The organism is Bartonella sp. AC329YNZD (genome assembly GCF_042196685.1).
Taxonomy (GTDB): domain Bacteria; phylum Pseudomonadota; class Alphaproteobacteria; order Rhizobiales; family Rhizobiaceae; genus Bartonella.
Genome location: NZ_JBHIQS010000010.1, coordinates 8538 through 34295, shown reverse-complemented (window position 1 = coordinate 34295; position 25758 = coordinate 8538). Strand labels below are relative to the sequence as shown.

Below are 25758 nucleotides of genomic sequence, written 5' to 3'. Positions count from 1 at the left end.
TCTGATTTGTTGAACTCTTTCTAGAGTCTAAAACTTTCTCATTAAATCCTATAAGCTTAGCGGTTGCAAAAATTTAGGAAACAGCTTTGAGAAGGCTGGTGAAAAAACATCGTAAAAAGGGAAAAAACTTTCATAAAAAGATTTCGTGTCTGATGTCAAATTTCCATGGAAAGCAGGACATTAATACAGATCAGATGTTTCCAAGTATAGTGGGGGGAAGATATGAGTTGTAATGGATGTTTCCTTAGAAGAATCGAGAAAAATTTATCCTATAAGCAATAAGTTTTTGTGCACTCTTAAGAGAGATTTTTAAGAAAGCTGCCATTGCTCGAGAATAATGCTCTTTGAAAAAGGGGCGCTTTTATTGGATGAAAAAGGAATTCTTTATAAGCAGTTTTGCTTGAGGAATGAGGTCAAGGATGCATTGTGTGCGTAAAGGGAGCTCGTTTTATAAAAATGTAAAAGAGTAAATACGCAAAAGCGTAAAAACGTGTAACTGTAAAAAAGGAGATGGGGTTTTATGCTTTGTGTATGCTTTTATCATGGTATGGAATATGGAGAACTAGGGTGCGCGTTTGTGAATGAAACGGTGATCTGTGAAGTCAATAAGGGGTATTTGTTTGGCAAGAGGCTGGATTATAGTTTACAAACTGGTGCGGGATAGAAGATTTATCTAGTGGGGAGATCTGTTTTTTGAAGTGGAATTGTCGACTCGTACTTATAGGAATTTTTGCTCTTTTAGGTGTGGTGATCTGAAATCAATAAGAAAACCCGCTGGATAAGCTAGCTGGATTGTTAACAGATCAGTGTTTATTCAGTGGTGCATGGGGTGGTGATGTGGGCGTTTCGTTTGGTTTTTTTTCTGTAAATATAGAAAAGCGTAAAAACGGTGTCCGTAAAATGAAGCAGAGGATTTGGGCTTTATATGGGCTTTTACTTAATCAGAAATCAACCACAAGATTGCTTTTTGTTTTTTCGCTTCGAGTTCTCTAAAGTTTTTTAAAAGGGCGTGTTCTTTTTCGCTATAGGTGTCTTGATCGTGGAGTAGAGAATTTTCTTTTGTGACAATATCGGCATAAAAAAAGGTAATGGGAACTTTTAGGATATTGGCAATTTCTTGTAAACGTTCTGCGCTTACACGATTGAAGCCTTTTTCGTATTTTTGGATTTGTTGAAAACTGACGCCTTCTAGAGAAGAAGCTGGACTGTTCACAAGAATGGCGCTGAATGGAGTCTTCGTCCTTTGAGGTGAGGGGTGGAAGTCAAAATTCACACTTTATTGTCGTAGGGCATTTATTTAAAATGCATGATTACGATCTGTAGAGGTTAATTCTTCATCAAAAAACTTTTTAGCTTGTTCTTCTTGTTTGGCTTGACGCTTTCCCTCTTCAGTTTTACCACAACCGGTAATACTAAATCCTACAGCTAATATAACTATGCATAATAAAATGGTTTTTTTCATTTTTACCCCTCTTTAAACATTGTATGTGTCAATATCATTACTCCAAGGTATGAGATGATTTATTGCGTTGGAATACAGATTGAATTATCGCGATCTTTTGTTTTTTATTAGCATTGTTAATGGGAAAATACGGAAACAGTTTATGGTAAATATCTTATAAATCTATCATAAGAGAGAATTAGAAGGAAAGAGCCAAAACCTAATATAAACGACCAAATTGCAATGCTTATTAGTGCTTTTGACAAACCCATTGATAATATCATAATAGGAACTGTAAGCAATCCTATAAACCCCATAATCACTATAATACTTAATATCAATCTTAAAGGACCACGAAGCCATAAAAGCAAAAGAACTAATGCCTTTTTGCTTGTTTGTAAGTTTGATATCATTTTCCCCTCACGCGCTTAAATTAAGATGGCTTATAATATATACAATACGAAAAATAATACAAGTCATATTTTTGTAAAGTCTTTGAGATTTGTTTGATATTCATTAGATGAGATATCTGACTTGGTAGAGGATGGCTCTATTTGACATTCTTCTAAAACAATTACTAAAGCACGATGATCTGTATGAGATAAATTAAAAACTGTTTGAATTCCATCAGCAAAGATTTCTATAAAATTTTCTTCATTTGTTTTTTCTATCACATGAATTGTAAGTATGACCTCTGTTCTATTTGTATCAGAGTTGATAAGTTTTGTTGTGTAATGGATGTTTTCACAATCTTATTATCGGCCACAATTTCAGATTTTTTGAAAAAAAGATTTTTAACGGTAAAGATTTTTGCTTTCGCAAGTTTATTTTATCCATTGAATTTTTATCCTATCATGCTGTCAAACACTGCTCTTTGAGGGGCGGTGATTGTGGGGCATTATAATTTAATAAGGCGTTTCTTGCGCCCGTGGGGGATGAATATTTTAGGGCTGAATTGGAAAGTTTGATAAAACACTATGCTTTGAGAGATAATAATAATCATATGAAATAATGAGCAATAGGATTCGCTAAACAATAAGCTGGATTGTTGACAGATCAGCGTTTACAGAGTTGCGTGGGGTGTGGTTGGGAGGTTTCGTTTGGTTTTTTTCTGTAAATATAGAAAAGCGTAAAAATGGTATCCGTAAAATGAAGCAGAGGATTTGGGCTTTAAAATGAAGCAGAGGATTTGGGCTTTATATGGGCTTTTACTTAATCAGAAATCAACCACAAGATTGCTTTTTGTTTTTTCGGTTTGAGTTCTCTAAAGTTTTTTAAAAGGGCGTGTTCTTTTTCGCTATAGGTGTCTTGATCGTGGTGTGAGAGATTTTCCTTTGTGGGAATATCTGCTGTTAAAAGGTCTGCATAAAAAAAGTTCATAGGAACCTCTAGTTTTTTGGCAATTTCGAGCAAACACCCCGCGCTTACACGATTTAAACCTTTTTCGTATTTCTGGATTTGTTGGAAACTGACACCTAAATGGCTTCCTAATTCCTTTTGAGAAAGCCCCATTGAAATGCGTCTGTGACGGATTCTTTTGCCTATTGAAATATCATTGAAATGTGAATTTTTAGTTTGCACTTCAAGCTCCCCTCCGGTTGCGAGCGCCCTCGCATGAGTATTCCGGGAGGTTGAAAATACTGACACTCGGATCAGCTTTTTGCTTTTAGTGCTGACAAGCACTTGGACATAGCAAAAACTCCCGGAATTCCGGGATATCCGCAAAGCGGGATAAATTTATGTACCGAGCGTTCGGGTTTTCAACTCCCTATTTGACCGTTGCGTGGACGATCAAAAACACAAGCCTATCAGTAAAGTAGTTTCGGAAGATTGGCAAGAACAATTAAAATGTTTGCTGTACGGTTATACTGTAAAATAGGGATGTTTGGGGGCGGTAATCTGATGTTAGTAGGGGAATTTATTGGGTAAGAGGTTGGATTATAGTTTAAAACCGGTGCGGGGTGGAAGCTTTATTTAGCAGAGGAAAATTTGCTTTTTGAAGTCGAATTGTAGATCAGAGTTTATCTGGCGTGTTTGATGAAACACCATTCTTTGAAGTGTGAGATAGCCATATGAAATAATCAGCAGGGGAATCCGTTAGAGTGAGAAGCTGAGTTGTTGACAAATCCGTGTTTACAGAGCTGCGTGGGGTGGTGATGTGGGCGTTTCATTTGGTTTTTTTCTGTAAAGATGGAAAAGCGTAAAAACGTGTATCTGTAAAATTATGCGGAGGATTTGGGCTTTATGTGGGTTCTTGTCTTTTAGGGTGTGGTCTCATTTTTTATTGTTGATGGCTTGTTAAATTTTGTTGCTGATTTTCATGTCATTTTTTGTGTTTGAAGTATTGGTTTTTCTTTAGTTGGAAGGAACATGATGATGGTAGATGAACATTGTCTTCCCTTACGTCGAAAAGGGCGTAAAAAAACAACTTTGAATAAAACAACAAAGCGATTTAATGAAGCTCTTTTGACAGCCGCTGAGCAGGCTGGATATCACTATGGTGAGGATGGGCTGGTGTCTTATCTTCAATATCATGCGTTGAATAATCCTGTTCCTTTTTTTTCGCTGCTGGCAAAAGTCTTGCCTCTTCAGGTTACGGGAGAAGCAGGGGGAGATGTTAAAACAGTTTCGCGTATCGAGATTGTGCCAGTGAAGCCCAAAAATACTGAACCGGAGAAGCCTGATCCTTTGGTTACTGAGGCTTGAAGCTACGAGAAAATATTGGGTTGGGCACATGATGTTTAAGGGATATTGTCTTTGAACGGGGGTGCTAGGTGTTTGTCTGAAAGCTTATGATTGAAATTGCGGTGAGGGGCTGAGTGCTTTAGGCGTGTGAGCTGTGAAGTTGTTGGGCTTTGGTGGGGGATGCATGAGGACGTGGACTGGAGGAGACTTCGGTGCATATGGTGTTTTTTTTGGGGTATATGGTGTCTGGGGTGGTCTGTGTGAAGCGGCGAGGGCAAGATGCTTTTATGGCGATGTGTGAGGGGCGCGATACTTGAAAGATGTTGGGGAGTGCTTGATGATATTTGCTGTTTTGGATTTCTGGTGAAGGTTTGGTCTTTTCTCGTTATTGAAATGGGGGAGATGTTAAAGCAGTTTCGCGTATTGAGATTGTACCAGTGAAGCCCAAAAATACTGAACCGGAGAAGTGTGATACCTCGATAACTGAGGTTTGTGATATTGAAAAATGTTAGGTTGAGGTGGATGATGTGGGGTGATGTCTTGGAAGGGGGATGCTTTAGTGATTGCCTATCTTGAGGGGATTGAAGCGGAGGCTATCGCGCTTGTAGGCGCTCGTGATACTGGGAAGGGGCTTTGGTGAATGATGCCGTAAGGGCCCGTGTGCTGGAGGGTTTGGTGCAGGGTATTTGTGTGGTGGATATGGAACAGTGTTTTGATGGGTGAGGGGCATGAAACTTGAGAGAAGTGTTATGCTTGCGGGATGCATGTGTTTTGGTGGGGGGTATCTTGGGGGATAAAGTGTGAGGATTGGTGATGCTTGAGAGGCATGGTCTTGGAGGATGTTGGGCTTTGGATATGCCTGAGAGCGTGTGCTGAGGCTATGATTTGGGGGGATACTGTGCTTGTGGTTGGGGGATGACAGGCGCGGTGTTTGAGGGGTGTGTTGGGGAAATAGGGACCTTTGGGGAGATAATGATCTTTGGGGGGATAAGGACGTTGGGGCATATAGGTGGAGTCAAGGGGATCTCATGTAAAAAAGTGAAATTTATTGAACATGTGCGATGAAGAAAAGATAAAGCGCTGCTTTTGAGAAGGGCGTTTTTCGTTCAATTGCTCTTTTTGTTCAATTGCTCTGGGATAATGAAATTTGGGATAAGCAAAAGGGTGCAGCGCAATTATTGCTAAAGTATGAAAATTTATAATGACAACGGTTCAGAAAATTTCTCAAAAAATTGAGCAGAAAACGGCTCAAGTAGCTCTTATTCCAAAGCTTATTCCTGTTTTTACTGGAAATGCCGATGTGCGAGCCGCTTGGGGAGGACGCGGTTCTGGAAAAACACGTTCTTTTGCTTTGATGTCGGCCGTGGTGGGATATCGCCATGGAATGGCTGGAGAACGCGGTATTATCCTTTGTGCACGGCAATTTCAAAATTCTCTCAATGAAAGTTCGTTGGAAGAAATTAAACGCGCTATCGAAGCTTATTCTTTTTTACAAGACTATTATGAAATCGGCGATAAATATATTAAGTCAAAAGATGGACGGATTGTCTATGTGTTTGCTGGGCTTGATCGCAATATCGCAAGCATTAAATCAATGGGGCGCGTTTTCCTTTGTTGGGTGGATGAGGCGGAGCCCGTGACAGAAACTGCTTGGCAAACACTTATTCCAACTTTGCGCGAAGAAGGAAAAGATTGGAATGCAGAATTATGGGTGACATGGAACCCATGCCATGAAAATGCACCCGTGGAAAAACGTTTCCGAAATGTCGATAATCCTCATATCAAAGGGGTGGAAATCAATTGGCGCGATAATCCGCAATTTCCTGAAAAACTCAATCGTGATCGAATGGACGATTTACAGCAAAGACCAGAGCAGTATAACCATATTTGGGAAGGAGAATATCTCCAAGCTGTGCAAGGCGCTTATTATCAGAAATGTCTGCTCGAAGCCGAGATGGAAGGGCGGATTACCACTGTTCCACGGGACCCTTTGATGCAGGTGAGAATCTTTTGGGATATTGGGGGAACAGGCGCAAAGGCCGATGCTACCGCATTGTGGGTGGCGCAGTTTGTTGGAAGGGAAATCCGAGTGCTCGATTATTATGAAGCCCAAGGACAACCTCTCTCAGAGCATGTGGGGTGGGTCTTTCAAAAGGGATATGATAAGGCTCTTATGGTCTTGCCTCATGATGGCGCAACAAAAGATCGTGTCTATAATGTGAGTTTTGAAAGTGCTCTTCAACAAGCTGGTTTTCAAACCAAAATAATTCCTAATCAAGGAACAGGCGCTGTTAAAATGCGTATCGAAGCCGTAAGGCGGTTGTTTCCTGCACTATGGTTTAATCGTGAAACAACATCTGCGGGGAGAAAAGCGCTCGCCTGGTATCATGAAAAGCGTGATGAACAGCGCAATATCGGTCTAGGGGCTGAACATGATTGGGCTAGCCATGGGGCCGATGCCTTTGGACTGATGTGTGTGGCTTATGAACAACCAAATGCTAGAGTGCGAAAAAAAACTTATCGCTCTTCTCACCATTCTCAAACTTCATGGATGGCTTTTTAATGAATATGTCTACAAATTCTTCTTTTGATCAAATCGAAACGCTTGAAAATCAAGCTCTTTTTAAAAAACTCGTGGGTTGGTATCAGGATGATATTGCCCATGTCGAAAAATGGCGAAAAAATGCCCAAGAAGATTACGATTTTTATAATGGGCGGCAATGGAATGAGCAAGACCTTGCCGTCTTGCACGAACAAAACAGACCGGTGATGACTTTTAACCGTATTGCACCTTTAATTAATGCTGTGATCGGTGCTGAGCGCAATAATAAAAGACAAGTCCAATTTATTCCACGACAAGAAGGTGCAGCTTTTGCTAATCAGATTCTAACAGGAGCAGCCGAATGGTTTCGCGATGAAGCCGACGGCGAATACGAAGATTCCGATGCCTTTCAAGATGCAATTATTTGCGGCATGGGCTGGACAGATACACGCCTTGATTATGAACAAGATCCACAAGGAAAACCAATCATTGCGCGGCTGGACCCTATGAAAATGGTGTGGGATGCAAGTGCTGTTAAGTCTAATCTCATTGATGCTCAACGCTTATGGTATATTGATGAAAAACCTCTTGCCGTAGCGCAGCAAATGTTTCCCAATGTTCATTGGAGCGATCTTCATGCTGATTGGGTGAAACATCAGAGCTTTTTACAGCCAACCAGCAATGGGATAACACAAAGTTATCAGGTAGAGGGAGAAGAGGCAAGCTGTTATCAACGTCCTAAAATGGTGACATTGGCAGAATGTCGCTGGTTTGAACGCGAGGTGGTTTATAAAGTCCTTGAGCCGCAAAGTGGAAAATTTATCGATTATTCAGAGCAGGATTTCCAAAATTTAAGCAAAACCTTTCCTCATATTCAAGCAACAAAGTTGACCAAAAAAATTGTCAAACGGGCATTTTTGGGCAGAAAGCTGCTCGAAGCGCCTGATAAGCCCTTGGTTCCACCCAATCAATTGGGATGGGAGTGTATTACCGGTACTTTTGATAAGTTAAGCCGACAGTTTTACGGAATTGTTAAGCCAACAAAAGATCCGCAACGGTGGGCAAACAAATATTTTAGTCAAGTAATGCATTTGCTCAATAGCCAATCAAAAGGCGGCATTATGGCAGAACGCGATGCTTTTGATGATGATCGACAAGCCGTCGAGAGTTGGGCTAGAGCCGATAGTATTACTTGGTTGAAAAGTGGGGCTGTCTCTGGCGGAAGAATCCAGCCTAAACCCGTGGCGCAATTTCCGCAAGGTTTTTTTCAATTGTTTAATGAAGCAAAGAGCGCTCTCGAACAGGTGACGGGATTGTCTTCTGAATTTATTGGGACGCGAGCTGTCAATCAGCCTGGCATTCTTGAACAACAACGACGACAATCGTCACTTAATCTTTTGGCTTCCTTTTTTGATGGGTTGCGTCGATATCGGCAACGACAGGGAAAAATTATTCTCTATCTTATTCAAAATTATCTCTCCGATGGGCGGTTGGTCCGTATTGCCGGGGATGAAAATGCTCAATATGTTCCACTGACACGCGAAATGGTGACAAGTTTGGAATATGATATTGTCGTGGATGATGCGCCAACAAGTCTTAATGAAAAAGAGCGTACTTTTGCATTGATCATGCAATTGCTTCCTTTGATGCAAAATTTTGCAACGCCAGAGATTATGCTCGATCTTTTACGCTATTCGCCTTTACCCGCTTCACTCATTCATAAAATCGCTATAAAGGCGCAAAACGCTCTCCAAGAAGAGCAAAATGCCTCAGCACAGATGGGGGGTAATGTGGGAACAGAGCAGATAATGCAGATGTTGCAGACAGTAAAGGCTCAACAATAGGACGCTTTGTCATGCGCGACTTCTGATAAATTCCATCTACCAGAAATTGCTTATCGATACAATTTCCATAGCATAATGTCGTCTTCCTTTATCTTCGAAGAGCTGTTTTATGGAACTATCCCTGTTGGGGAAAACAGGGTGGAGAGGGAGTCTTGCCGTTATGTGGGGTGAACATGGTGGGGAATGGTGGGCGCAAAATGGGCTTATCGATTTCCATAGTGTGCATGGGCTCCCTTTTCTTAAAAGAACTGTTTTATAGGGCAGGATTGTTGGGGAAAAATCGAGGTGGAGAGAGGGAGTCTTGCCGTTATGTGGGGTGAATATGGTGGGGAATGGTGGAGCCCAAGTGATGGGAGAGCATTGAGGGAATAAATGCTCACAGGCTGTTTTATCTGAAAAATTTAATTTTATTGTTAAAAAAAAGAAAAGGCTAATGTCATGGATCAAGAACACTTAACGCCGGCAGAACAAAACCAATTAAAACAAGATTTTCTGGTCTCAACACAAGAGGGAGAAGATGGTGAAATTGCAAGAGAAGAAAAAACTCTTGAAGATAATTTCCAAGGGCAAACGCATCAAAAACAGTCCTCTTCGCAAAAGGTAGGAAAAGAGGTTCAAGGAGGAGAAGATGTTCCACCAGATCCACAAAAAGACTTTATGGGCTATATGCAATGGTTGGGAAAAACACTCCAAAAACAAGGGCTTTTACATGAAAAACCCCAAGATAAACCGACTGTTTGTGAAGCAGAACAGTTGCACGCATTCTATCAACAGTCTGTTGCCAGTGTTAAACAAAAACATCATGATTTTGATCAAGCCGCCGATTTTATTTATGAAACGCGGGCTAAACAGTTGGCTGCTTGTGCTTCACTCTATCCCGAGATGGCAGATCCCCAAAATATTGATGCGATAATTGGTGATGAGTTGAAGCAGATCTTGCACGATTGTGCGCAAAAAAATCAAAACCCTGCTGAAGTGATTTACACGATTGCACAAAAAATTGGCTACACAAATGTTCCCAATAACATGGATGAAAATTTACAGGAAAGACACAATTCTGCGCGTACTCTTGCTGCTTATAACGGTTTAACGCCAAATGGGCCGATTTCTTTGGATATGCTTGATAAAATGTCAGAAGCAGAATTTAGCGCTTGGGTTGCTGATCCTAAAAATAAAGCTTCTTTTAATCGTTTAATGGGGGGAAGAGAATTTTAAAAACAAAAATGTGGCAGGTGTTTTTTGCGGGAACGTGGAGCGGCTTTTGGGGCGTGAAGGTGGCAGGCGTTTTTTGAGGGAACAGGGGCGGGGGGAGTGGGGAGAGAAGATGTTTCAAAGAACGGATGCGGTGAGGAGAGCTCTTATAAGGGGGGAGGAAGACGCTAACAGAAATTAGATAAAACTCACGAACAAACTATTCACCATTTGAAATGAAATGTGGTGTTTTAACAACCGGCGCTTTGCCGGGTTTTTTATGTCAATAAAACTTTTAGAGGACAAAATGACTGTAACTTATATCGGACTTAATGACCCAATGGCAGTGCGCACATGGTCTAAATTATTAAACCAAGAAGTCTCAAAAGCACTTCCAATTGCACCGTTGATTGGAAATGATTCAAACAGTATCGTACAATTAAAGGATGAAACCACGAAAGCAAGTGGGGATGCCATTAGCTTTAATTTGCGTGTGCAGTTGCTAGGCGATGGGGTGAGTGAAGGGCAGACATTGGAAGGCAATGAAGAAGCTTTACAGTTTCTCAATGATCGCTTGGCAATTAATGAACTCGTTCATGCTGTGCGTGTCAAAAATGAGGGAACAATTGATCAGCAACGAATTCTCCATGATTTGCGCACCGAGGCAAAAAATGGTTTGGTTGATTGGTATGCAGATCGTCTGAGTATGATGTTCTTCATTCAAGTGTGTGGTTATACCGCAAAAGCTATTAACTTTGAGGGACGTACGATTACTCTTAAACCTGTCCATTATGGGTTTAATGCGCCAACGGCACCAACCAATAAACGCGTGGTACGTCCTAACGATAAAGCAAAAGATGAGGACTTAAAAGAAGGCGATGTTTTTGATCTTAAGCTCATTGATAAAGCTGTCGAACGGGCTAAATTGGCAAATCCTAAAATTAGACCTGTGCGGATTGATGGCGAAAATGTCTATGTGCTGTATCTGCACCCAACCCAAGTGACGCAATTGCGAACCAATACAGATGCGGGGCAATGGCTCGACATTACTAAGGCAATCTATAGTGGAAGTCGTATCAAAAATCCGCTCTATGATGGGTCTTTGGGCATGTATAATGGTGTGGTTTTACGCGAAGCTGAACATATTACCGAAGGGGTTGAATCTGGGACGGCAAATAAAGCTGTACCAAATGTGCGGCGGGCTGTTCTGCTTGGTGCGCAGAGTGCTGTGATTGCTTTTGGTAAAGATCGAGGAGCAACACGCTATAAATTGGTGGAAGAACTCTTCGACTATGAAAGAGAATTCGGGGTCGCGGCAAAAACCATTATCGGTATGAAAAAAACTTGCTTTACCTTGCCAGGAAGTACGCAAGGGGCTCAGGATTTTGGCACTATCGTCATCCCAACTTATGGAGCGCCCGCTTAAAGCGAATGTTTGCTCTCTTCCCCCAACAAGAGGGATCTGTTGGGGGAAAAATTTAAAATGCTTCCAGAAACAAGGACAGGCTTATGACCACTTTATCCACTGATCCCCAAAATCTAAACCTTACACATTCAGACCATTCTAAAACTTTTGCTTATATGGTCGCGCTTATTCAAGATGAAATTGACGATACAACAGCGGAATATTCCCTGCAAATTCAAGATTCAATTTTTACGGCTTTGCGTTTGTGTGAACGCGAACCCTTTTTCTTTAATGAAAAAAGAGAAAGGACGTTTAAAACACAAAGTGGTAAAACATGGTATGGGCAAGAAGAGGGAATTTGTATTAAATCAGAAAAGGTTTTAGAGAGCGTCTTTTTAGCAACAAACGATGAAACACCAACAAAATTGTTCTTTAAGCCCTTGGAAGTGTTGCATCAACAATATGGCGCGCATCCTGTACTGGGAACGCCATTCTTTTATACGTACCTTGATCAAAAAATAGGTCTCTTTCCAACACCAGAACATGTGGAAACCGTAAAGCTCTCGTATGCTCCTATTCATATTGCGGATGAACAGCTGAGAGAAGATGATAATCCTTGGTTGCTTCATGCTTTTGATCTTATTAAAGCGCGGGCAAAATATGAATTGTATAAAAATATCCTTAAAGATCCTGAATATGCCGCCGTTTCTTTCAGAGATTTTCAAGAACAGCTTCAAGCTTTGCGTATTGAAACATCGCGTCGAAAAGGTTCTTCAAAAATTCGTCCAATGCGTTTTTAAAAGGCTTTTTTCGAAATCGTTTATGGCGGGCGTTGAAGGTTGGTTTGTCCTTTATGGTTGGATGCGCGTTGGGTGTTGATGGTGAAGCGCTGGTGTTTGGCGTTGGGCTCCACCATTCTTTATGGTCACATTTTGCTCGATAAATGAGACAGCCTGAGGTTGTGTATTATGGTACTTTATGTCCTTAGAGTTTTGTTCTAAGGGCTTTTATGGTTAGTTTTATCAATAAGCCTTGGTGTTTTGAATGGCACTGGGCTCTTTTAGAGATTTTATGAAGGGTTTTAAGGCTCTTTCCCAATCATGGGGATTGGTGACGACGGTTGGTTTTGGTTAGGCGCTGGTGGATGGCGTTGGGCTCCACCATTCTTTATGGTCACATTTTGCTCGATGAATTAAACAACTTGAGGTTGTTTATTTTCTTGCATTTTATGCCTTTAGAGTTTTGTTCTAAGGGCTTTTATAGTTTTTATCAATAAGCCTTGGTGTCTTGAATGGCACTGGGCTCTTCAAAGATTTTATGGGGGCCTTAATGGCTTTTTCCCCCGTCATTGTGGGTGATTGCGGGCAGTTGATTTTGGTTTGGCGCTGGTGGATGGCGTTGGGGTGGCTATTATTGATGGTATCGTTTTTTTGATGCATTAAACAACCTAAGGTTGTTTATTTTCTTAAATTTTATGCCTTTAGAGTTTTGTTCTAAAGGCTTTTGTAGTTTTTTTTATTATTAATAAGCCTTGGTGTCTTGAATGGCACTGGGCTCTTCAAAGATTTTATGGGGGTCTTGATGGCTTTTTTCCCAATCGCTGATTATCGACCCGATGTGGCGGATATCAATGGAATTTTTACCGATGAACTTGTTAATGTGCTTCCAGCTGATGGCTCCTATATTCCTATGCCAAGTTTTGAACCTTTATCAGAGCCTTGTCCGGAGCCAATTTTAGGCGCTCTTGCGGTTAAAACAAAAAATGGGGTTTCTATTATTGCTGGGACAAGAGAAAAAATCTACTTGCTTGATAATACAACAATGAAGTGGAGGGATATTAGCCAAAAAGGAAAATCTTATCTTGCTAATATCGATGCTCCGTGGTCTTTTGCTTTGTTTGGTGATTTGATCATTGCTGTTAATGCCAATGATAGACCACAAGTGATCGATATTAACCATGATAAAACATTTAGAAATTTAGGAGGTAATCCGCCACAAGCGGGGATTGTTCGAATCTGGGGAGATTTCGTTTGTTTGATGAAATTAACCGAAAATCCAAGACGGGTTCATTGGTCTGGATTGAATGATGCTGAATTTTGGACCGTGGGGAAAAAAAGTTGTGATTATCAAGATTTTCCTGATGGCGGATTCGTCCAAGGGGCAACCGAGACAACAAATCCAATTATCTTTATGCGTTCTGCAATCTATGCCGGTTCTTTTATCCCTGGATCAAAGATTATTTTTAGTTTCCAAAAAATCCACGATAAACGAGGCGCTAAAAATGCTGAATCAATCGTTTGTCGGGGCGATTTAGCATTCTTTGCCGATGAGGGCGGTTTTTATCAAATAACAAATGAGGGACAGATTATCCCTATTGGGTTCGAAAAAGTGGATCGAACGATGACAGCAAAATCAAGGAAGGATAATCTGTACACCCTGTCGGCTGCTATCGATGGGGTGTATAATCGTGTTTATTGGATGGTTGATTCTGATGAGAACATTCATAAACGGATCTTGCTCATTTATGATTGGGGATTGCAAAAATGGACAAAAGCTCTCGTCGATATCAAAATGATATTGCCTATTTTCTTAGCCGGAACAACCCTAGAAGGTCTTGATTTTGTGACTAAGAATATTGACGATTTGTCCTTTTCTCTTGATAGTAAAGTGTGGAGAAATGAATCACCTATGCTGGGGGCATTTGATCAACAGGGCAGACTGGGGTCGTTTTCTGGGTGTCCTATGGCTTGTGTCGTGACATCACAAGAAATGGGACAGACAAATGGCATGATAACACGCGTGAAAAATATTATGCCTCAAGTCAATAGTGGAAAGTTTTATTTGTCTGTGGGAATGCGCTTTCGACAATCTCTTGAAGAGGAAACTGTTTGGTTGCCAGAAAAACAACCCTCTTATAATACTGGACAAATTCATTGTCGCGCAAGGGCACGGTTTTATCGCTTTAAATTGCGTATTCCTGAAGGGGTGAATTGGACTCATGTCACCGGATTTGATGTGGAATTGACGTCTGCCGGCATGCGATAGGCATGCCCTTTTATAATACCATGCGATAGGCATGCCCTTTGTAATACCATGCGATAGGCTCAAAGCCTCTATTATTAAAGAACAAATGCCCCATAGGCTTCCCAAGCCTTTATAATATCAAAGAACAATGTGGTGCGTTATGTTTCATGCTTTTCTGCAATAAAGGAAAAATAGGCTGCACCATGGTTTCTATAAAGTAGGAATGGCGTATTCCCTATTTCTTGTTACAAGGGATGATGGGGGATTATTTTTTGTTGTGGTGTCTCTCTTCTTCTTTTTGAAAGTTGTGCGGTAAGCACGAATGCGTGAAGTATGCATGGGGATGCGTATTGCTCAAAGAGGGGGTGACAAAGCTAAAAGAGCCCAAATTATGATGCTTGAGAGTCAAGATTTATATTCTGCTCATCTGACAGAGCAGTGGCCATGGGAAAAAATAGCTCCCTATCAAGAGGCACTCAATGCTGCATTGAAAAAATATGCGCAGCGCTTTCCGGATGATGTTTGTCTGGAAAAAATTGCTGAAGAAATCGCTACAGGACAAGCACAATTGTGGCTGGTCTTAAAAAATAAAATCCAATTTAGTGCTTTTGCAATTACCAAAGTTGAAATAACCCATACGGGAAAAAAATGCGTCGTTCTCTCAGATCTTGCGGGAGAGGGAGGGCTGAAATTGGTCAAGTTGATTGATGAAGTCGAAAAATGGGCGCGAACAATCAATGCGGACGAAATGCACATGTTTGGAAGAACTGGATGGGCGAAAAAGCTCGCTCATCACGGATATTCTCGTAATCTTATTCAATATAGAAAGGTTCTGGGTTCATGAGTAGAAAAAAAACACCTCAAGTGCAGACAACAACACAAACAAATGCACCACCCGCTTGGGCCGCTGATATTCTTAAACAAGCCAGTGCTAACGCGCTTGGACTTTATAATAAAGGAATTGGCGGAAACGTTTATCAGGGAGAGAGAGTTGCCGGTCTTAGCGATATGACAAAAAATGCGCTAACTGGTTTACAACAAGCAGCAGGGCTCTATAATAATCCAACGGTAACGCAATGGTTGAATGCACCAACCAACAGCGCTACAAATCTTTCCGGTATGGCTAAGGGAAGCTGGATTGGAAGCAATAGTAAATTTAATACTGCATTGCAAAATGCTCTGAATAAAACTTCTGATGCGATTAATCAATCTATGTCTGGGGCAGGACGTTATGGTTCTGGCGCTCATACTGGTGTGCTGGCCGATGAGTTAGGCGCCTTGGCAACAAATGCTGCGGTACAGCAGTATAATCAAGATATTAATAATATGATGAACGCGAACCAGATGATTGATCGCTCTCAGCAGGATCAGGTTAATGCGGCAAATAGCTATTATCAAGGACAGAGTAATGCGCAAAGCAATGCTTTGAAAGGAGGAATGATTCAAGATATGAATCGTCAAAATGTCTTAGATGCGGAGCGCCAAAAATGGTCAGAAAAAGATAATCAAGATTGGAATCGCTTAGAACGCTTGTTACAGGTAGGAACACAGGCCGCTGGAAATTACGGAACAACTTCAGGAAAATCTACAACAATACCTTCTGTGACAAAAGATCCGTTGCGTGATGCGCAGCAAGTGCTTGGATTGGTCGGAGGAATTTTAGGGCTTTGTGACGTAAGAGCAAAAGAAAATATTATCCCTGTGGGGCAGAAAAAGGGATATCCACTTTATACCTTTAATTATAAAGGAAATCCACAACGTTATCAGGGCGTTATGGCGCAAGATGTGTTGTGTGTGAAGCCTGAAGCTGTTTATGTCAATGCAAAAACAAAGTTATTGCATGTTGATTATGACAAAATAGGTTTGAAAATGGAAAAAGTGAAAATGGAAAAAATACCGGCATCTAAAAATAAAGTTGCGGCTTTCTTTTCTTCATTTTTTGCTCGTTTTCCCTTTTTGAAAAAAGAGTATCTTCTATGAGTTCGATTTATGATTGGTCAATTGTTGCATCAGAAAATGCTTATGCCGATGAAAGTATAAACTGGGCAGAAGGGCAACCGCCAAGCACAGTCAATGATAGTGCTCGCGCTATGATGCAACGCATTAAAGAATATTTGTTGGATAATGGGGGCGGGATTGAAACACAGTTTACTGTCGATGTGGAAAACGAGAGGACATCACTTCGTTTGGCAACAAAGTCTTTTTTTGAGACTTATATGGATGGCATTGTTGTGCGCTTTAAAGCACAAGGCGTCAATAGAGGAAAGACAAATATTTCTTTGAATCAATTACTTCCACGACCAACTTATATGGCAACGCCAGAGGGTATCATGCCTTTAAAAGGGGAGGAAATTCAAAAGGGGGGGCTTTATGAAGTCGTCTATACGCGTGATATTGCCGGGAAAAATGCTGATGGCTGGTTTTTAACCAATCCTACTATAAAACTTCCTGAAATCCCTCCCTTTCCTCCTTTGCCTGAAACTTTTTCTTCTGGATTTATTGGGACTTTTGCTACAGAAAAAATACCCTCTGGATGGTTACTCTGTGATGGTAAAGAATATTCGCGAAGGAACTATGCTAATCTCTTTGCTGTTTTGGGAGAAACATGGGGAAAAGGAGATGGGAGAACAACATTCAATGTTCCCGATTTGCGTGGAATGTTTTTACGGGGGCTCGATAGTGGAAAAGCAATTGATAAAGGACGTCGCTTGGGAAGTCGACAAGAAGAGTCTTTTAAATCTCATACCCATGAAGGAAAAACAGATTCAACAGGTAACCACCAGCATAGTTATCCAATGATTGAAAAGGTAGTTTGGGATATGAATCACGGTGAATATTATAGAAATCTGGCTCAAATTTACAATAAAAATTTGTTGACAGGTCCTGCGGGAGAGCATGAACATAAGGTCTTGTTGCAAAAAACAGGGGGAGATGAAACACGTCCTGTCAATGTGGCGGTGGTTTATGCTGTCAAAGCCTGAGAATGAAAGCTGTGTGAGAGAAAGATAAAAATGCTTGCAAAATGTTTGTTATGAAAAAAGTCTTATAGAATATATTGTGCAGAAAGTTTTGAGGCGCTTTAGAAAAAAAACTCAACTCTCTTTATTCTTTTATTTTTTGTGCTGCCTTTGTTGGATGCCTAAAGGTGAGTTTATCTATTGTTCTTTAGAGGATCAAGACAGTGATTATTAAAGGTAGGGAAAGAACAAAAAAAATTTCTTTATTCATGGCGTTTTTTGCTGAGGAATAAAGATTTTATCCCAAATGCCTCTCTCTTGTGGTATCGTGATCCATTGTTTCAAGTGCTGGGTTTAAACCGCTGCTGTGCGATGACAAAAAGCCCCTAGATAATTTTATCCTATTATAGCGTAAAGTACCGTCATTAAAACACTATTATTGAAGGTGGTGATATCAGTAAGATAGCTTAAAGTATTTAATACATTAGCAACTGTTCTGGGGAGGATTTGCTTGGTTAAGTATTATGCAAGTGAATCATATAAATAATGAGCAGATATGGAGCTCCTTCAGAGGAGTTGGATTGTTTACAAACCGATGTGGGGCTAAAACCTTTGTCCTTTGAGGGTGGTGGGAAGAGGTCAACGGATATGTTTATTTAAAGTGAGAAAAGGCAAAATGAAGCACTCCCTTTTTTGGCAAAGCATGTAGGAAAAAAGGCTCCTCTTTGCTTTCAAAATGGGTGTACTGTTGGCTAGAAGCAGCAGGTTGGTGATGCGTTGTAACGTATGGTGAGGCATTGAACTCTCTGAGATGGCATTTTGTGCTTATCAGGAAACTTCTTGAAACAGGATGAGAGTGATACGAGAAAATCTGTAAGACAATAGTTTGTTCCGTTGTGTTGTAAAATACCATTGTTTGAGATGTGGTTAAAATTTTATGCATAGGGTGTTTTTCGTCTGTGAGTATTCCTAAAGCAGTGTTTTTTTTGTAGAGTAACTCTAAATAGGGACGCATTACAAAGAGGCATTTGAAGGGGGAAGCCAAGTTAAATCTGTTAGATAAGAAGCCAGATTGTTTACAAACCATTGTTTATTGATTGGCATTATTTAAAGACCGGTGTGGGCGTTGTCATTTTGGGAAAGGTTGATACAGCATGCAAGGTGATCAAACATTTTTCTTTGATTATCAGGTGATAAAGTCAACATTTTAGGTGGAAAATAGAGTATAATCTAAAAAAATACCTTGTAAAAATTTTCGATGAGGAAATTTTTTTTAAAGCCTTTCATATGGTTGTCTGAGGTTTCTTAAAGAACCGTGCAAAGAGAAAAGATATTCAAATGCTCAACGGCTGTTTAGCTTATTAAAAAGGGGGATATAATGGCACTTTTTCCATTTTCTATTGCTGATATTGATGATCCTGAATGTATTCGTGTCGTTCTTTATGCTAGCGGAAGAATGGGACATGCTCCTTTAAACGCATTGTTGAAGAAAGCATATGAAGATATTACAAAAATTTCAAAGCGTGTGGATGCTTTAGAAAAAAAATTAAATGCTCTAGATCTTACCAATGTCGAACAAAAGGCGAAAGAAGAGGATCAAGATAATATCAATAGTATTGTTAGCGGTAAAATAACTATCCCCAATATTAAGACGGAGACATCAGAAATTAAAATAGAATCATCTTTTGTGGATAGGGAAAATTTTGTTTCAGAAATACAGAAGGTACCAGAAATACACATCAATGCTCATGAAGGTTTCATAATTCATCCTCCTAAAAAATTTCTTTTTTAGTTTTAAGAAGAAAAATAGAAAAGAGTGATTGGTCGCAATGAAAATGCATTTGTTGAAGTTATATATCAGATAAACTTTTCCTATTTATATTTTCGGTGGGTCTTGGAATTGCACCCTGTTTGAGATGTTTTTAAAAAGGTAAAAATTTATTAAAAGAAAAACATATTTCACAAATAGAGAAAGATTGTTGTAGGGAAGTTTATCATGCGTTGTTGGAGAAATTAGGGCGCATTATTAAAATCTATGGGCAAGCCTTTAAAGCCTACAAAGAAAGAAGTCTTGCCTCAGCAGAAACGCATGGCAAAAAAATTGCAAAAAATAAAATCTTGCAACACTTTGAAAAAGCTTTTGGATAGGGCGTTTGATGATCGTAAATCTATAAGAAATTTACTGTTTTTACGCTTTTTTAAAGAGAAAAGTAGCCGTTTGTCGCCTTTTTAATTGCTCAAAAGCCTCATAAAAAAGAAAGTGTATTTGCCAAAATAGATTAAAGCGGGGGAGAATATCTATCATTGAACTTTCTTATAAAAAAGAAAAATGATGGCTTGTTGGAGAAGGCTTGAGGGCTAAAGGTGTGCTTGTTTTTTTATCAGACAGTGGACTACAAGTGCTTGTTTATTTGTCTTATCTTGTGATGCTGTAAAATTATGCCATAAAACACCCTCCTTTGAGGTGTGGTGATATTAAGTTTTCTTGATACAAGTGTTTTTTGGGCGTGCTGAATATTCAGGAGGGCATATTTTCGGACTTGAAGTTTAAGGGAATCACATGCGTGGGAAGCTAAATGAACCCCGCTAGAATCCGGACTATTGATAGATCTGATTGGCTGAAAAATCTTCATTTTTTGAAGTGGTGGACGCATGTCAAGAAAAACCAGATTTTACAAATGTAAAAGAACGGGGTTTATTATAGCGATGTACTTAAACTATACGTTTGCTCTTGGATTATATTGAGATAAAGATACGAAAGTGTTTTGATTTATTTGATACGTTTTGATTTTAGAAAGATCGTTATTACAAAAGACTCCTTTCAATACGAAGGCATTATGCTTGATATGGTTAAAGCCATAAGAGAGGCAAGAAGCTTTTTTCATTTAAATGAATGAAATAAAAAAAGGCTGTTATCCCTCATTATTTATATTCTTTTTGGATAAGTTTTATAAATATAATTAAAAAGCTTGCAATATTATACGTTTTGTGTATAAGTATTCATTATTAATTTCTTTTGTATTTTATTTAGTTATATCTCTATTCATGAGCCGCGTCATTTAAAGGCGCGGCTTTTTTATTGTCTAGAAGCCAAGGGTGCTATGTCGTTGTCATTGAGGTGGCTTTGGATATTATTCTCATCATTATATTTTGTGTGTTCTTGTTGTTGTGAAATCTCTAAATTCTTATGCGTTTTTTATTCCAATAGGGAATCAAAGCAAAAATGTGGGGGCAGTTTTCGTTTCTTTGCATTGATTATCATGGGGACTGTGGAAGAGTAAAAAATAATTTTGTTACCCTTTGATGGAGAGAGATAAGGGGGCGATGCGTAAAATGCGGGCGCACGCGAGGGAGTCTTCTCATCAATGCCAGATGATCCAAAATGCATAGTGTCTTTAACAGGGTTTGTAGAAATCAATCAGAAAAACCATTTTTTCTTCGTGTAACCTTTTACATTAATAATCTCTTCCGGTTGTCACCACTGCCCTTTGAGGGGCAGTGGTATAAGGCGTGTAAGATTTTATACATGAGGTGTTTGTGTGGGGTGAATATGAGGGACGTTTTTTCTGTAGGGACTCATGTAAATGCACATGAGAGTTTTTTGTTCGGTGTGTAATGACTATGGGGAGGTGGCACGTTTTTGTCCATAACGCCTTATGAAATATCGCTTGTTGAGGGATGGTGATAGAGATCACATGCGTGGGAAATCCAAGAGAAAAAGCCTAAGGGAGGAAGAGCCTTAAGGGGAAGTCAAGGGGGAGCCCCAAGGAGAAAGATAAGTAGATTTCTCCTTAAGAGTAGCTTCATTGTTTACAGATCAGTATGGATAAAGAATCTTTGTCTTTTAAAGAGGGTGGGAGAAAATGATAATCTCTCTTTTTTCATAAAGGGGATGAGAAAAGTTTTTCACAAGAATTTTATACGATAAAAGAGAGCCTTTTTATATAAGTGTATTGATCGTTTGCCGTTATAACTTGTATTATGTACACAGATACTTCTATCATTTTTTGCTGTAAAAGCTTCTTTAGGGATGTTAAAGGATATAGTCTTTATGGAAAAAAGAATTCGCGCAAGGCAAAATGCTTATTTCAAAAGATTGTATCGCAAGATTGCTTTTGTTTGCATGATACTTTTTTGTATAGTGATTTTGTGTTTTGCTGTTGCAAAGGCAGTCAGTTATTTTTCTTCTCATCAAAAAATAACAGAACAAGCGTCTGTTGAATTGGCTATTCCTGTCTTTGATCTGCGTGTGTATTGCAAGGAAATTTCTGCTTCCGTTATGCCCGAGATGAAAAAAGAAGTTTATCAGCACTGCCTTAATTTAGAAAGTGAAGCCTATTTTGCTATTCGTGAAATGTGGGATAAGCTTTCTGATACTGCGAAAAAACAATGTTTGATGATGGTACGGCCGGGGGATGGAAATTATTTTCTCTTACGAGATTGTTTTCTCAATGAAAGAGAGAATAAACAAGGTAAAAGGCGCAATTACTTTTAAGTTTTTATACGGAAAGTTAAAAGATTGCGAAATTGGATGAAAAGATAAAAATTCCTGATTATTACCTGTCTCTATACCAAGAGAAGAGTGATTTATTTATCTTGTTGTACCGCACTTTCTTTAATATGCAATGAATTGATTTATGTGGATAATTTAGCGATATTCATATTGAATTAGAGACCTGAATAACGTAAGGTTCTCTTATTTCAAACTTGTTTATCTTAAAAACAATCAGAATCACTTGCTTTTTCGTTATAAGTGAGGCTGGTGTGTGGTAAAATTGTATAAGATAAGGATTAAAAATGCCTATAATGAACCATCCTAAGGTGCCAAGGGCTATAGCAACACCTACGAGCTGGCAAATATAATGACGGTGTGGAGACATAAGGCATGTATACCTTCTTGAAATATTGGAGTGTTCGTGCGTGGTGAATCTTCGTCGATTTATTGAATCTTTCGTTTAAATGAATCACATGTGTGGGAAGCCAAGGAGAACGTGTTTGATAAAGAGTTCGGATTGTTTATAGACCGACGTTGGTTAAGAGGCTGCGTCCTTTGAGGGCAGGAGTCAATAAACATGAACAAACAAGAAAGAAATCTTTCTTTGAAAGGCTATAAATATTCAAGGCTACTCTATACGTCAAATGCTATGCTGCGGTTATATATGCTGGGTTTACAAATGTGCTTGTTTTGTAATTTCGATTTTCTTATTAGAAAATAGAGGAGAGGGAATCCGTTATGCTCTTCTTAATTTGTAAACTTTAAAGGACCATTTTTGGGGGGAAGAATCTGATTTTTAGAGCAGTGTGACATATGGGGCGTTTTTTCTCATAAATTGCTGTTTTTTATATTTAAATATTTAGCTTTTAGGCTCAATTTGTTGTCAATCAAACGATTTGATTCCTTTAAAAGTTTCATGGGATTAAAACAAAAAGGGATCATATCGTTGGTCTTTTTTGGAAAGAAGATTGATTTCTTAGTCATTATAGGGCTTGAATAATGCTTCATCTTAATCTATCTATAAAAATTAAGAGGTTTTGTGAGGCGGTCGTGGATTATCGCTCGCCAGGGGTTGCTTTAGCAGTGAAAAGAGGCTATATATCATCAAATCAAGAGGTTCGTGCAGTGACTCGTTGGGATATAAGTGCTTGTGAGTTAAAGGCATGAGGGGGAAGAGAATATCGGCGTTTTTAGGAGCGGTGGTTTTAAAACAGAAAAGGGTAGCTTTTATATTTTCTGATGGGGTTTCTCCTTTGTCAGGTATGGTGTATGTGTGTTCTCCTTTTTGTTTTCCACAAGATAATTATTTTTTTAGTGAAATATGGTTTATTTTAAAAAAAACACTTGGCATTTTACGTGAACATCACTAGTTTTCTGCTGGTTGACAGAAAAAAAGGGAATTTTTGATTTACGATTTCCCTGCTGTTTTGTGATTTTCAAAAAAAATATGTTTTTATCAATATCAGTAGGGTTCATTTGAGTGAAATAAACACGGATAGCTTGATAACCGTATGGTAAATGTAATCAGTATTATCAAAAATAGTGCAATGAAGAAGAGTCAATCAAGATATACACTCCAAAAAAGGGATAAAAATGAGGCCACAACAAAATAGACGGGTACGCGGTCGCAATAATAACAATAATGGTAATAATAATCGTCGCGGTCCTAACCCGTTGTCTCGTAATTATGAAAGTAGCGGTCCGGATGTTAAAATTCGCGGAAATGCTCAGCAAATTGCCGATAAATACATAAGCCTTGCACGTGATGCACAAGGGGCTGGTGATCGTGTTATGTCAGAGAACTATCTACAACATGCAGAACACTATTTGCGTATTATTTTAGCGGCAGCGGGGCAAATGTCTCAATCTATTCGGTGTGATGAGAATCGTGATGAAAACAACGAGCAAGAGTACAGCGAAATAAACACTGAAGGTGAAAAAAAAGATGCTGTCGAGTGCAAGACAAGTGATACAGATATATTACAGATGCCGTCGCAAAAGAATGGGAATGGCCGATATGCCAAAGCGCAAAATGGGGATGCGCGTGAAAATGCTTTAGAGGCTCTATCGGATGAGAAAACGGATCAAGAGCACTGTCGCTCTGAGGAAAAGGTTGAACCTGTCAAAAAAACGCGTCGTTCTCTCCGTCGACGTACTGTTCGGATTCAAGACGAATCATCTCTTGAGCTTTCACTTGCAACGTCAGAAAGCTCTAGCAATGGGGATGCATCAACATCAACAGAAGAGGTTTCTTCTTTGCCTGGATTAGGTGAGGGGATACAGAGAAAAATCCGCCGTCGTCGTGTGGTGACACCTTCAGCAGAGGAAAATGTTTAAACCTCAAGAATGCTGTGTAAGCGCTTGTGGTGATGTTGTTGGTATGCATGATGGTCAATTGTATATGCTCAAGCCTCTTGTACTTTTTTGAATTTTCATGGTTAATATCGGAAACTGAAAAAGGGAGTCGGCAGAAAAGCTTGTCTCTTTACTGGGCAATAGGTAAAGGGGATACAGAGGAAACCATATCTGTGTATTTTTTAGAGGCGTTCTTTTCTGAAGAACTGATTTCTTTGTTTATTCGCACCTGTGTTTGATATCTCTCAATGTATTCAAGACCATTTCGTGACGGTACCCATGAATGCTGTAATATCAGCCATGTTTGCTTAATAAAAGGTGCAAGTTGGGCATTATTGCTTTCATTATCAATGTTGCAAGCTTTTCTTTTGGCTTTTGAAATCGTTTATAAGAGGTATTTTTATTCATGTACTTTTTGCTGTGATGTGTGAGGAAATGATTTTAATGAACTTCATCCATGAATAGAGTTGAAATGAGAGAATCTTACGGTATTTGAGGCGCTCGTTTGACCTGAAAATAAATGGTTCTTATAAATCAATATGTTGAATTGTTGTACTCAAGAAGGTGTATTCCTCACACGTTCATTTGAGTTTTTGTAGGAAATATCCGTTTTCTTAAGAATGAGGATGCATTGACTAAAAGGTTGCTCCTTCATCTCAATGAGGTGAGGGGATATAGAGAAAAATCTGCCGTTGTCCAAGTGGTCGCATCTTGAAGCCGAGGAAAATGTTTAAATCTTCAGGGGTGCTATGTAAGCGCTTGTGGTGATGTTGATTTGCTTAATGAGGCATGGTCGTTGATATTTCTTGTGTTGTTTCAACAGAAAGAACGGAGACCAGTGCACCGGTGTGGTAATTGTAAATCATAAATTTTGTTTGTCCATCAGGGGTTAAAATTTTCAGTACAATATTGTGTTCTGAGAGGCTTTGCGACAAAATTTGTGTTTTTTCCGGTAAGGAGAGCGTATGATGGATAACGTGTGGATTTTTGCTGAGAGAGGAAGATAGCTCTGTTTGTTTTGGCGCTGATCCGGTTGCGATAACTTTATAAACAATTAAAAATAGTACGGTCAGAATAAGGAAGAGCGTTATTAAAACGGAAATAATCATTAAACCCATAAGTTTTTTTCTCACCCGTTCTACAGCAGGATCTAAGGGGAGATCTTGAGGCAGAGAAATTTGCTCTGCGTGATGGTCATTTGAAGGGGGCATAGGCGTATTATCCATCATGTCTTTCATTGATTATTTTTTGAGATTTGATTGGGTTTATGCTTTTAAAATTTTTTGTGCAAGAGGTTTGTGAAGGAAGAACGGACAAGGGGAAGCGAAGTTGGTAAAATGTCTTGTTTGTGGTCTTTGGATTTCTTGTCATTGACGTTTTGACTTTTAAGCAGGAAATTTCCATGGTTTGTTACAGACCAGATCAATTTTACTTCTTGTTGATGTAAATTGGGGTGTACGTTTATGCATTGGGCAAAAATTTGTTGTCCATAAAAGGCAAATTTTTTTGTGGATGGTACCATAGCTTGTTCACATGCTTGAGCTGTTGGGTAAGTTTTAACCATTGTATTGTTTGAATAGCAACTGTTAAAATCATCCGTACATGAAACCAATAAGAGGATAAAAACAAGGGGATTCATAAATTATTTTCCAAATGAGTGGTTGACAGTGTGAACTCCAATTTGTCAGCCTAGGGGCTTCTTCATTGTTAAACATTTTCAAAGTTTTTTAGTTCCCAAGTGCAGTTCCCAAGTGCAGTTCCCAAGTGCAGTTCCCAAGTGCAGTTCCCAAGTGCAGTTCCCAAGTGCAGTTCCCAAGTG

General features: G+C 39.4%; 22 protein-coding genes. 16 read left to right on the top strand and 6 right to left on the bottom strand.

Features of this window, described 5'->3' with window-relative positions; all coding sequences use genetic code 11:
• The first annotated feature begins 520 nt into the window (after positions 1-520).
• Entirely contained in the window at positions 521-664 is a 144-nt protein-coding gene (locus ACFIMW_RS05950) for a hypothetical protein (RefSeq protein WP_375609344.1), read from the top strand.
• 273 nt (positions 665-937) lie between these two features.
• Here the strand turns inward: ACFIMW_RS05950 and ACFIMW_RS05945 are convergent, their stop codons facing one another.
• The 4 genes from ACFIMW_RS05945 to ACFIMW_RS05930 form a co-directional block, all read right to left on the bottom strand.
• Positions 938-1219, bottom strand: a complete 282-nt coding sequence (locus ACFIMW_RS05945; RefSeq protein ID WP_375608209.1) for a helix-turn-helix domain-containing protein — start codon at positions 1217-1219, stop codon at positions 938-940.
• Between the two features lie 78 nt (positions 1220-1297).
• Positions 1298-1462: a hypothetical protein gene (locus tag ACFIMW_RS05940; protein WP_375608190.1), complete on the bottom strand. Its 165-nt coding sequence runs from the start codon at positions 1460-1462 to the stop codon at positions 1298-1300.
• A gap of 455 nt (positions 1463-1917) precedes the next feature.
• On the bottom strand, positions 1918-2115 hold the full coding sequence (locus ACFIMW_RS05935) for a hypothetical protein (RefSeq protein WP_375608191.1): 198 nt from the start codon (positions 2113-2115) through the stop codon (positions 1918-1920).
• 538 nt (positions 2116-2653) lie between these two features.
• The gene (locus ACFIMW_RS05930) at positions 2654-3022 is read right to left on the bottom strand and encodes a helix-turn-helix domain-containing protein (RefSeq protein ID WP_375607028.1); all 369 of its coding nucleotides are present in this window, start codon (positions 3020-3022) and stop codon (positions 2654-2656) included.
• A 795-nt stretch (positions 3023-3817) separates the two neighbouring features.
• Here ACFIMW_RS05930 and ACFIMW_RS05925 point away from each other — a divergent pair.
• The 15 genes from ACFIMW_RS05925 (at position 3818) to ACFIMW_RS05855 (ending at position 23921) form a co-directional block, all read left to right on the top strand.
• On the top strand, positions 3818-4147 hold the full coding sequence (locus ACFIMW_RS05925; RefSeq protein ID WP_375607089.1) for a hypothetical protein: 330 nt from the start codon (positions 3818-3820) through the stop codon (positions 4145-4147).
• Positions 4148-5327: 1180 nt separating this feature from the next.
• Complete coding sequence (locus tag ACFIMW_RS05920) at positions 5328-6689, top strand: PBSX family phage terminase large subunit (protein ID WP_375607027.1); 1362 nt, start codon at positions 5328-5330, stop codon at positions 6687-6689.
• A complete protein-coding gene (locus ACFIMW_RS05915; protein ID WP_375608192.1) occupies positions 6689-8512 on the top strand; it encodes a portal protein in 1824 nt (607 codons plus the stop codon). The genes ACFIMW_RS05920 and ACFIMW_RS05915 overlap by 1 nt, the downstream gene beginning before the upstream one ends.
• 109 nt (positions 8513-8621) lie before the next feature.
• Positions 8622-8771: a hypothetical protein gene (locus tag ACFIMW_RS05910; protein WP_375608193.1), complete on the top strand. Its 150-nt coding sequence runs from the start codon at positions 8622-8624 to the stop codon at positions 8769-8771.
• 179 nt (positions 8772-8950) lie between these two features.
• The gene (locus ACFIMW_RS05905; protein ID WP_375607025.1) at positions 8951-9727 is read left to right on the top strand and encodes a hypothetical protein; all 777 of its coding nucleotides are present in this window, start codon (positions 8951-8953) and stop codon (positions 9725-9727) included.
• 283 nt (positions 9728-10010) lie between these two features.
• On the top strand, positions 10011-11129 hold the full coding sequence (locus tag ACFIMW_RS05900) for a N4-gp56 family major capsid protein (RefSeq protein ID WP_375607024.1): 1119 nt from the start codon (positions 10011-10013) through the stop codon (positions 11127-11129).
• 83 nt (positions 11130-11212) lie between these two features.
• The gene (locus ACFIMW_RS05895; protein ID WP_375607023.1) at positions 11213-11908 is read left to right on the top strand and encodes a hypothetical protein; all 696 of its coding nucleotides are present in this window, start codon (positions 11213-11215) and stop codon (positions 11906-11908) included.
• Positions 11909-12689: 781 nt separating this feature from the next.
• Positions 12690-14153 (top strand): hypothetical protein, encoded by a 1464-nt coding sequence (locus tag ACFIMW_RS05890; RefSeq protein ID WP_375608194.1) that lies wholly within the window; start codon positions 12690-12692, stop codon positions 14151-14153.
• Between the two features lie 370 nt (positions 14154-14523).
• Positions 14524-14976: a hypothetical protein gene (locus ACFIMW_RS05885; RefSeq protein ID WP_375607088.1), complete on the top strand. Its 453-nt coding sequence runs from the start codon at positions 14524-14526 to the stop codon at positions 14974-14976.
• The gene (locus tag ACFIMW_RS05880) at positions 14973-16112 is read left to right on the top strand and encodes a tail fiber domain-containing protein (RefSeq protein WP_375607021.1); all 1140 of its coding nucleotides are present in this window, start codon (positions 14973-14975) and stop codon (positions 16110-16112) included. The genes ACFIMW_RS05885 and ACFIMW_RS05880 overlap by 4 nt, the downstream gene beginning before the upstream one ends.
• On the top strand, positions 16109-17113 hold the full coding sequence (locus ACFIMW_RS05875) for a phage tail protein (RefSeq protein WP_375607020.1): 1005 nt from the start codon (positions 16109-16111) through the stop codon (positions 17111-17113). The genes ACFIMW_RS05880 and ACFIMW_RS05875 overlap by 4 nt, the downstream gene beginning before the upstream one ends.
• Before the next feature lie 1354 nt (positions 17114-18467).
• Positions 18468-18881, top strand: coding sequence for a hypothetical protein (locus tag ACFIMW_RS05870; protein ID WP_375608195.1), 414 nt, complete (start codon positions 18468-18470; stop codon positions 18879-18881).
• 209 nt (positions 18882-19090) lie between these two features.
• On the top strand, positions 19091-19237 hold the full coding sequence (locus ACFIMW_RS05865; RefSeq protein ID WP_375608196.1) for a hypothetical protein: 147 nt from the start codon (positions 19091-19093) through the stop codon (positions 19235-19237).
• 1903 nt (positions 19238-21140) lie between these two features.
• Positions 21141-21584 carry a hypothetical protein gene (locus ACFIMW_RS05860; protein WP_375608197.1) on the top strand — a complete coding sequence of 148 codons (444 nt, stop codon included), beginning with the start codon at positions 21141-21143 and terminating at the stop codon, positions 21582-21584.
• Positions 21585-23177: 1593 nt separating this feature from the next.
• Positions 23178-23921: a DUF4167 domain-containing protein gene (locus tag ACFIMW_RS05855; RefSeq protein ID WP_375608198.1), complete on the top strand. Its 744-nt coding sequence runs from the start codon at positions 23178-23180 to the stop codon at positions 23919-23921.
• A 797-nt stretch (positions 23922-24718) separates the two neighbouring features.
• On the opposite strand, the gene ACFIMW_RS05850 is transcribed toward ACFIMW_RS05855, so the two are convergent.
• A complete protein-coding gene (locus ACFIMW_RS05850; protein WP_375608199.1) occupies positions 24719-25168 on the bottom strand; it encodes a hypothetical protein in 450 nt (149 codons plus the stop codon).
• Between the two features lie 44 nt (positions 25169-25212).
• A complete protein-coding gene (locus ACFIMW_RS05845) occupies positions 25213-25578 on the bottom strand; it encodes a hypothetical protein (RefSeq protein WP_375608200.1) in 366 nt (121 codons plus the stop codon).
• Positions 25579-25758: the final 180 nt, after the last annotated feature.

What these genes read in the sequence shown, in the direction of transcription:
- ACFIMW_RS05845 (WP_375608200.1), bottom strand. Translation starts at nt 25,578, where the DNA reads ATGAATCCCCTTGTTTTTATCCTCTTATTGGTTTCATGTACGGATGAT.
- ACFIMW_RS05895 (WP_375607023.1), top strand. Translation starts at nt 11,213, where the DNA reads ATGACCACTTTATCCACTGATCCCCAAAATCTAAACCTTACACATTCA.
- ACFIMW_RS05885 (WP_375607088.1), top strand. Translation starts at nt 14,524, where the DNA reads ATGATGCTTGAGAGTCAAGATTTATATTCTGCTCATCTGACAGAGCAG.
- ACFIMW_RS05850 (WP_375608199.1), bottom strand. Translation starts at nt 25,168, where the DNA reads ATGATGGATAATACGCCTATGCCCCCTTCAAATGACCATCACGCAGAG.
- ACFIMW_RS05900 (WP_375607024.1), top strand. Translation starts at nt 10,011, where the DNA reads ATGACTGTAACTTATATCGGACTTAATGACCCAATGGCAGTGCGCACA.
- ACFIMW_RS05920 (WP_375607027.1), top strand. Translation starts at nt 5,328, where the DNA reads ATGACAACGGTTCAGAAAATTTCTCAAAAAATTGAGCAGAAAACGGCT.
- ACFIMW_RS05940 (WP_375608190.1), bottom strand. Translation starts at nt 1,462, where the DNA reads ATGAAAAAAACCATTTTATTATGCATAGTTATATTAGCTGTAGGATTT.
- ACFIMW_RS05910 (WP_375608193.1), top strand. Translation starts at nt 8,622, where the DNA reads ATGGAACTATCCCTGTTGGGGAAAACAGGGTGGAGAGGGAGTCTTGCC.
- ACFIMW_RS05860 (WP_375608197.1), top strand. Translation starts at nt 21,141, where the DNA reads ATGGAAAAAAGAATTCGCGCAAGGCAAAATGCTTATTTCAAAAGATTG.
- ACFIMW_RS05925 (WP_375607089.1), top strand. Translation starts at nt 3,818, where the DNA reads ATGGTAGATGAACATTGTCTTCCCTTACGTCGAAAAGGGCGTAAAAAA.
- ACFIMW_RS05915 (WP_375608192.1), top strand. Translation starts at nt 6,689, where the DNA reads ATGAATATGTCTACAAATTCTTCTTTTGATCAAATCGAAACGCTTGAA.
- ACFIMW_RS05880 (WP_375607021.1), top strand. Translation starts at nt 14,973, where the DNA reads ATGAGTAGAAAAAAAACACCTCAAGTGCAGACAACAACACAAACAAAT.
- ACFIMW_RS05875 (WP_375607020.1), top strand. Translation starts at nt 16,109, where the DNA reads ATGAGTTCGATTTATGATTGGTCAATTGTTGCATCAGAAAATGCTTAT.
- ACFIMW_RS05950 (WP_375609344.1), top strand. Translation starts at nt 521, where the DNA reads ATGCTTTGTGTATGCTTTTATCATGGTATGGAATATGGAGAACTAGGG.
- ACFIMW_RS05905 (WP_375607025.1), top strand. Translation starts at nt 8,951, where the DNA reads ATGGATCAAGAACACTTAACGCCGGCAGAACAAAACCAATTAAAACAA.
- ACFIMW_RS05870 (WP_375608195.1), top strand. Translation starts at nt 18,468, where the DNA reads ATGGCACTTTTTCCATTTTCTATTGCTGATATTGATGATCCTGAATGT.
- ACFIMW_RS05855 (WP_375608198.1), top strand. Translation starts at nt 23,178, where the DNA reads ATGAGGCCACAACAAAATAGACGGGTACGCGGTCGCAATAATAACAAT.
- ACFIMW_RS05890 (WP_375608194.1), top strand. Translation starts at nt 12,690, where the DNA reads ATGGCTTTTTTCCCAATCGCTGATTATCGACCCGATGTGGCGGATATC.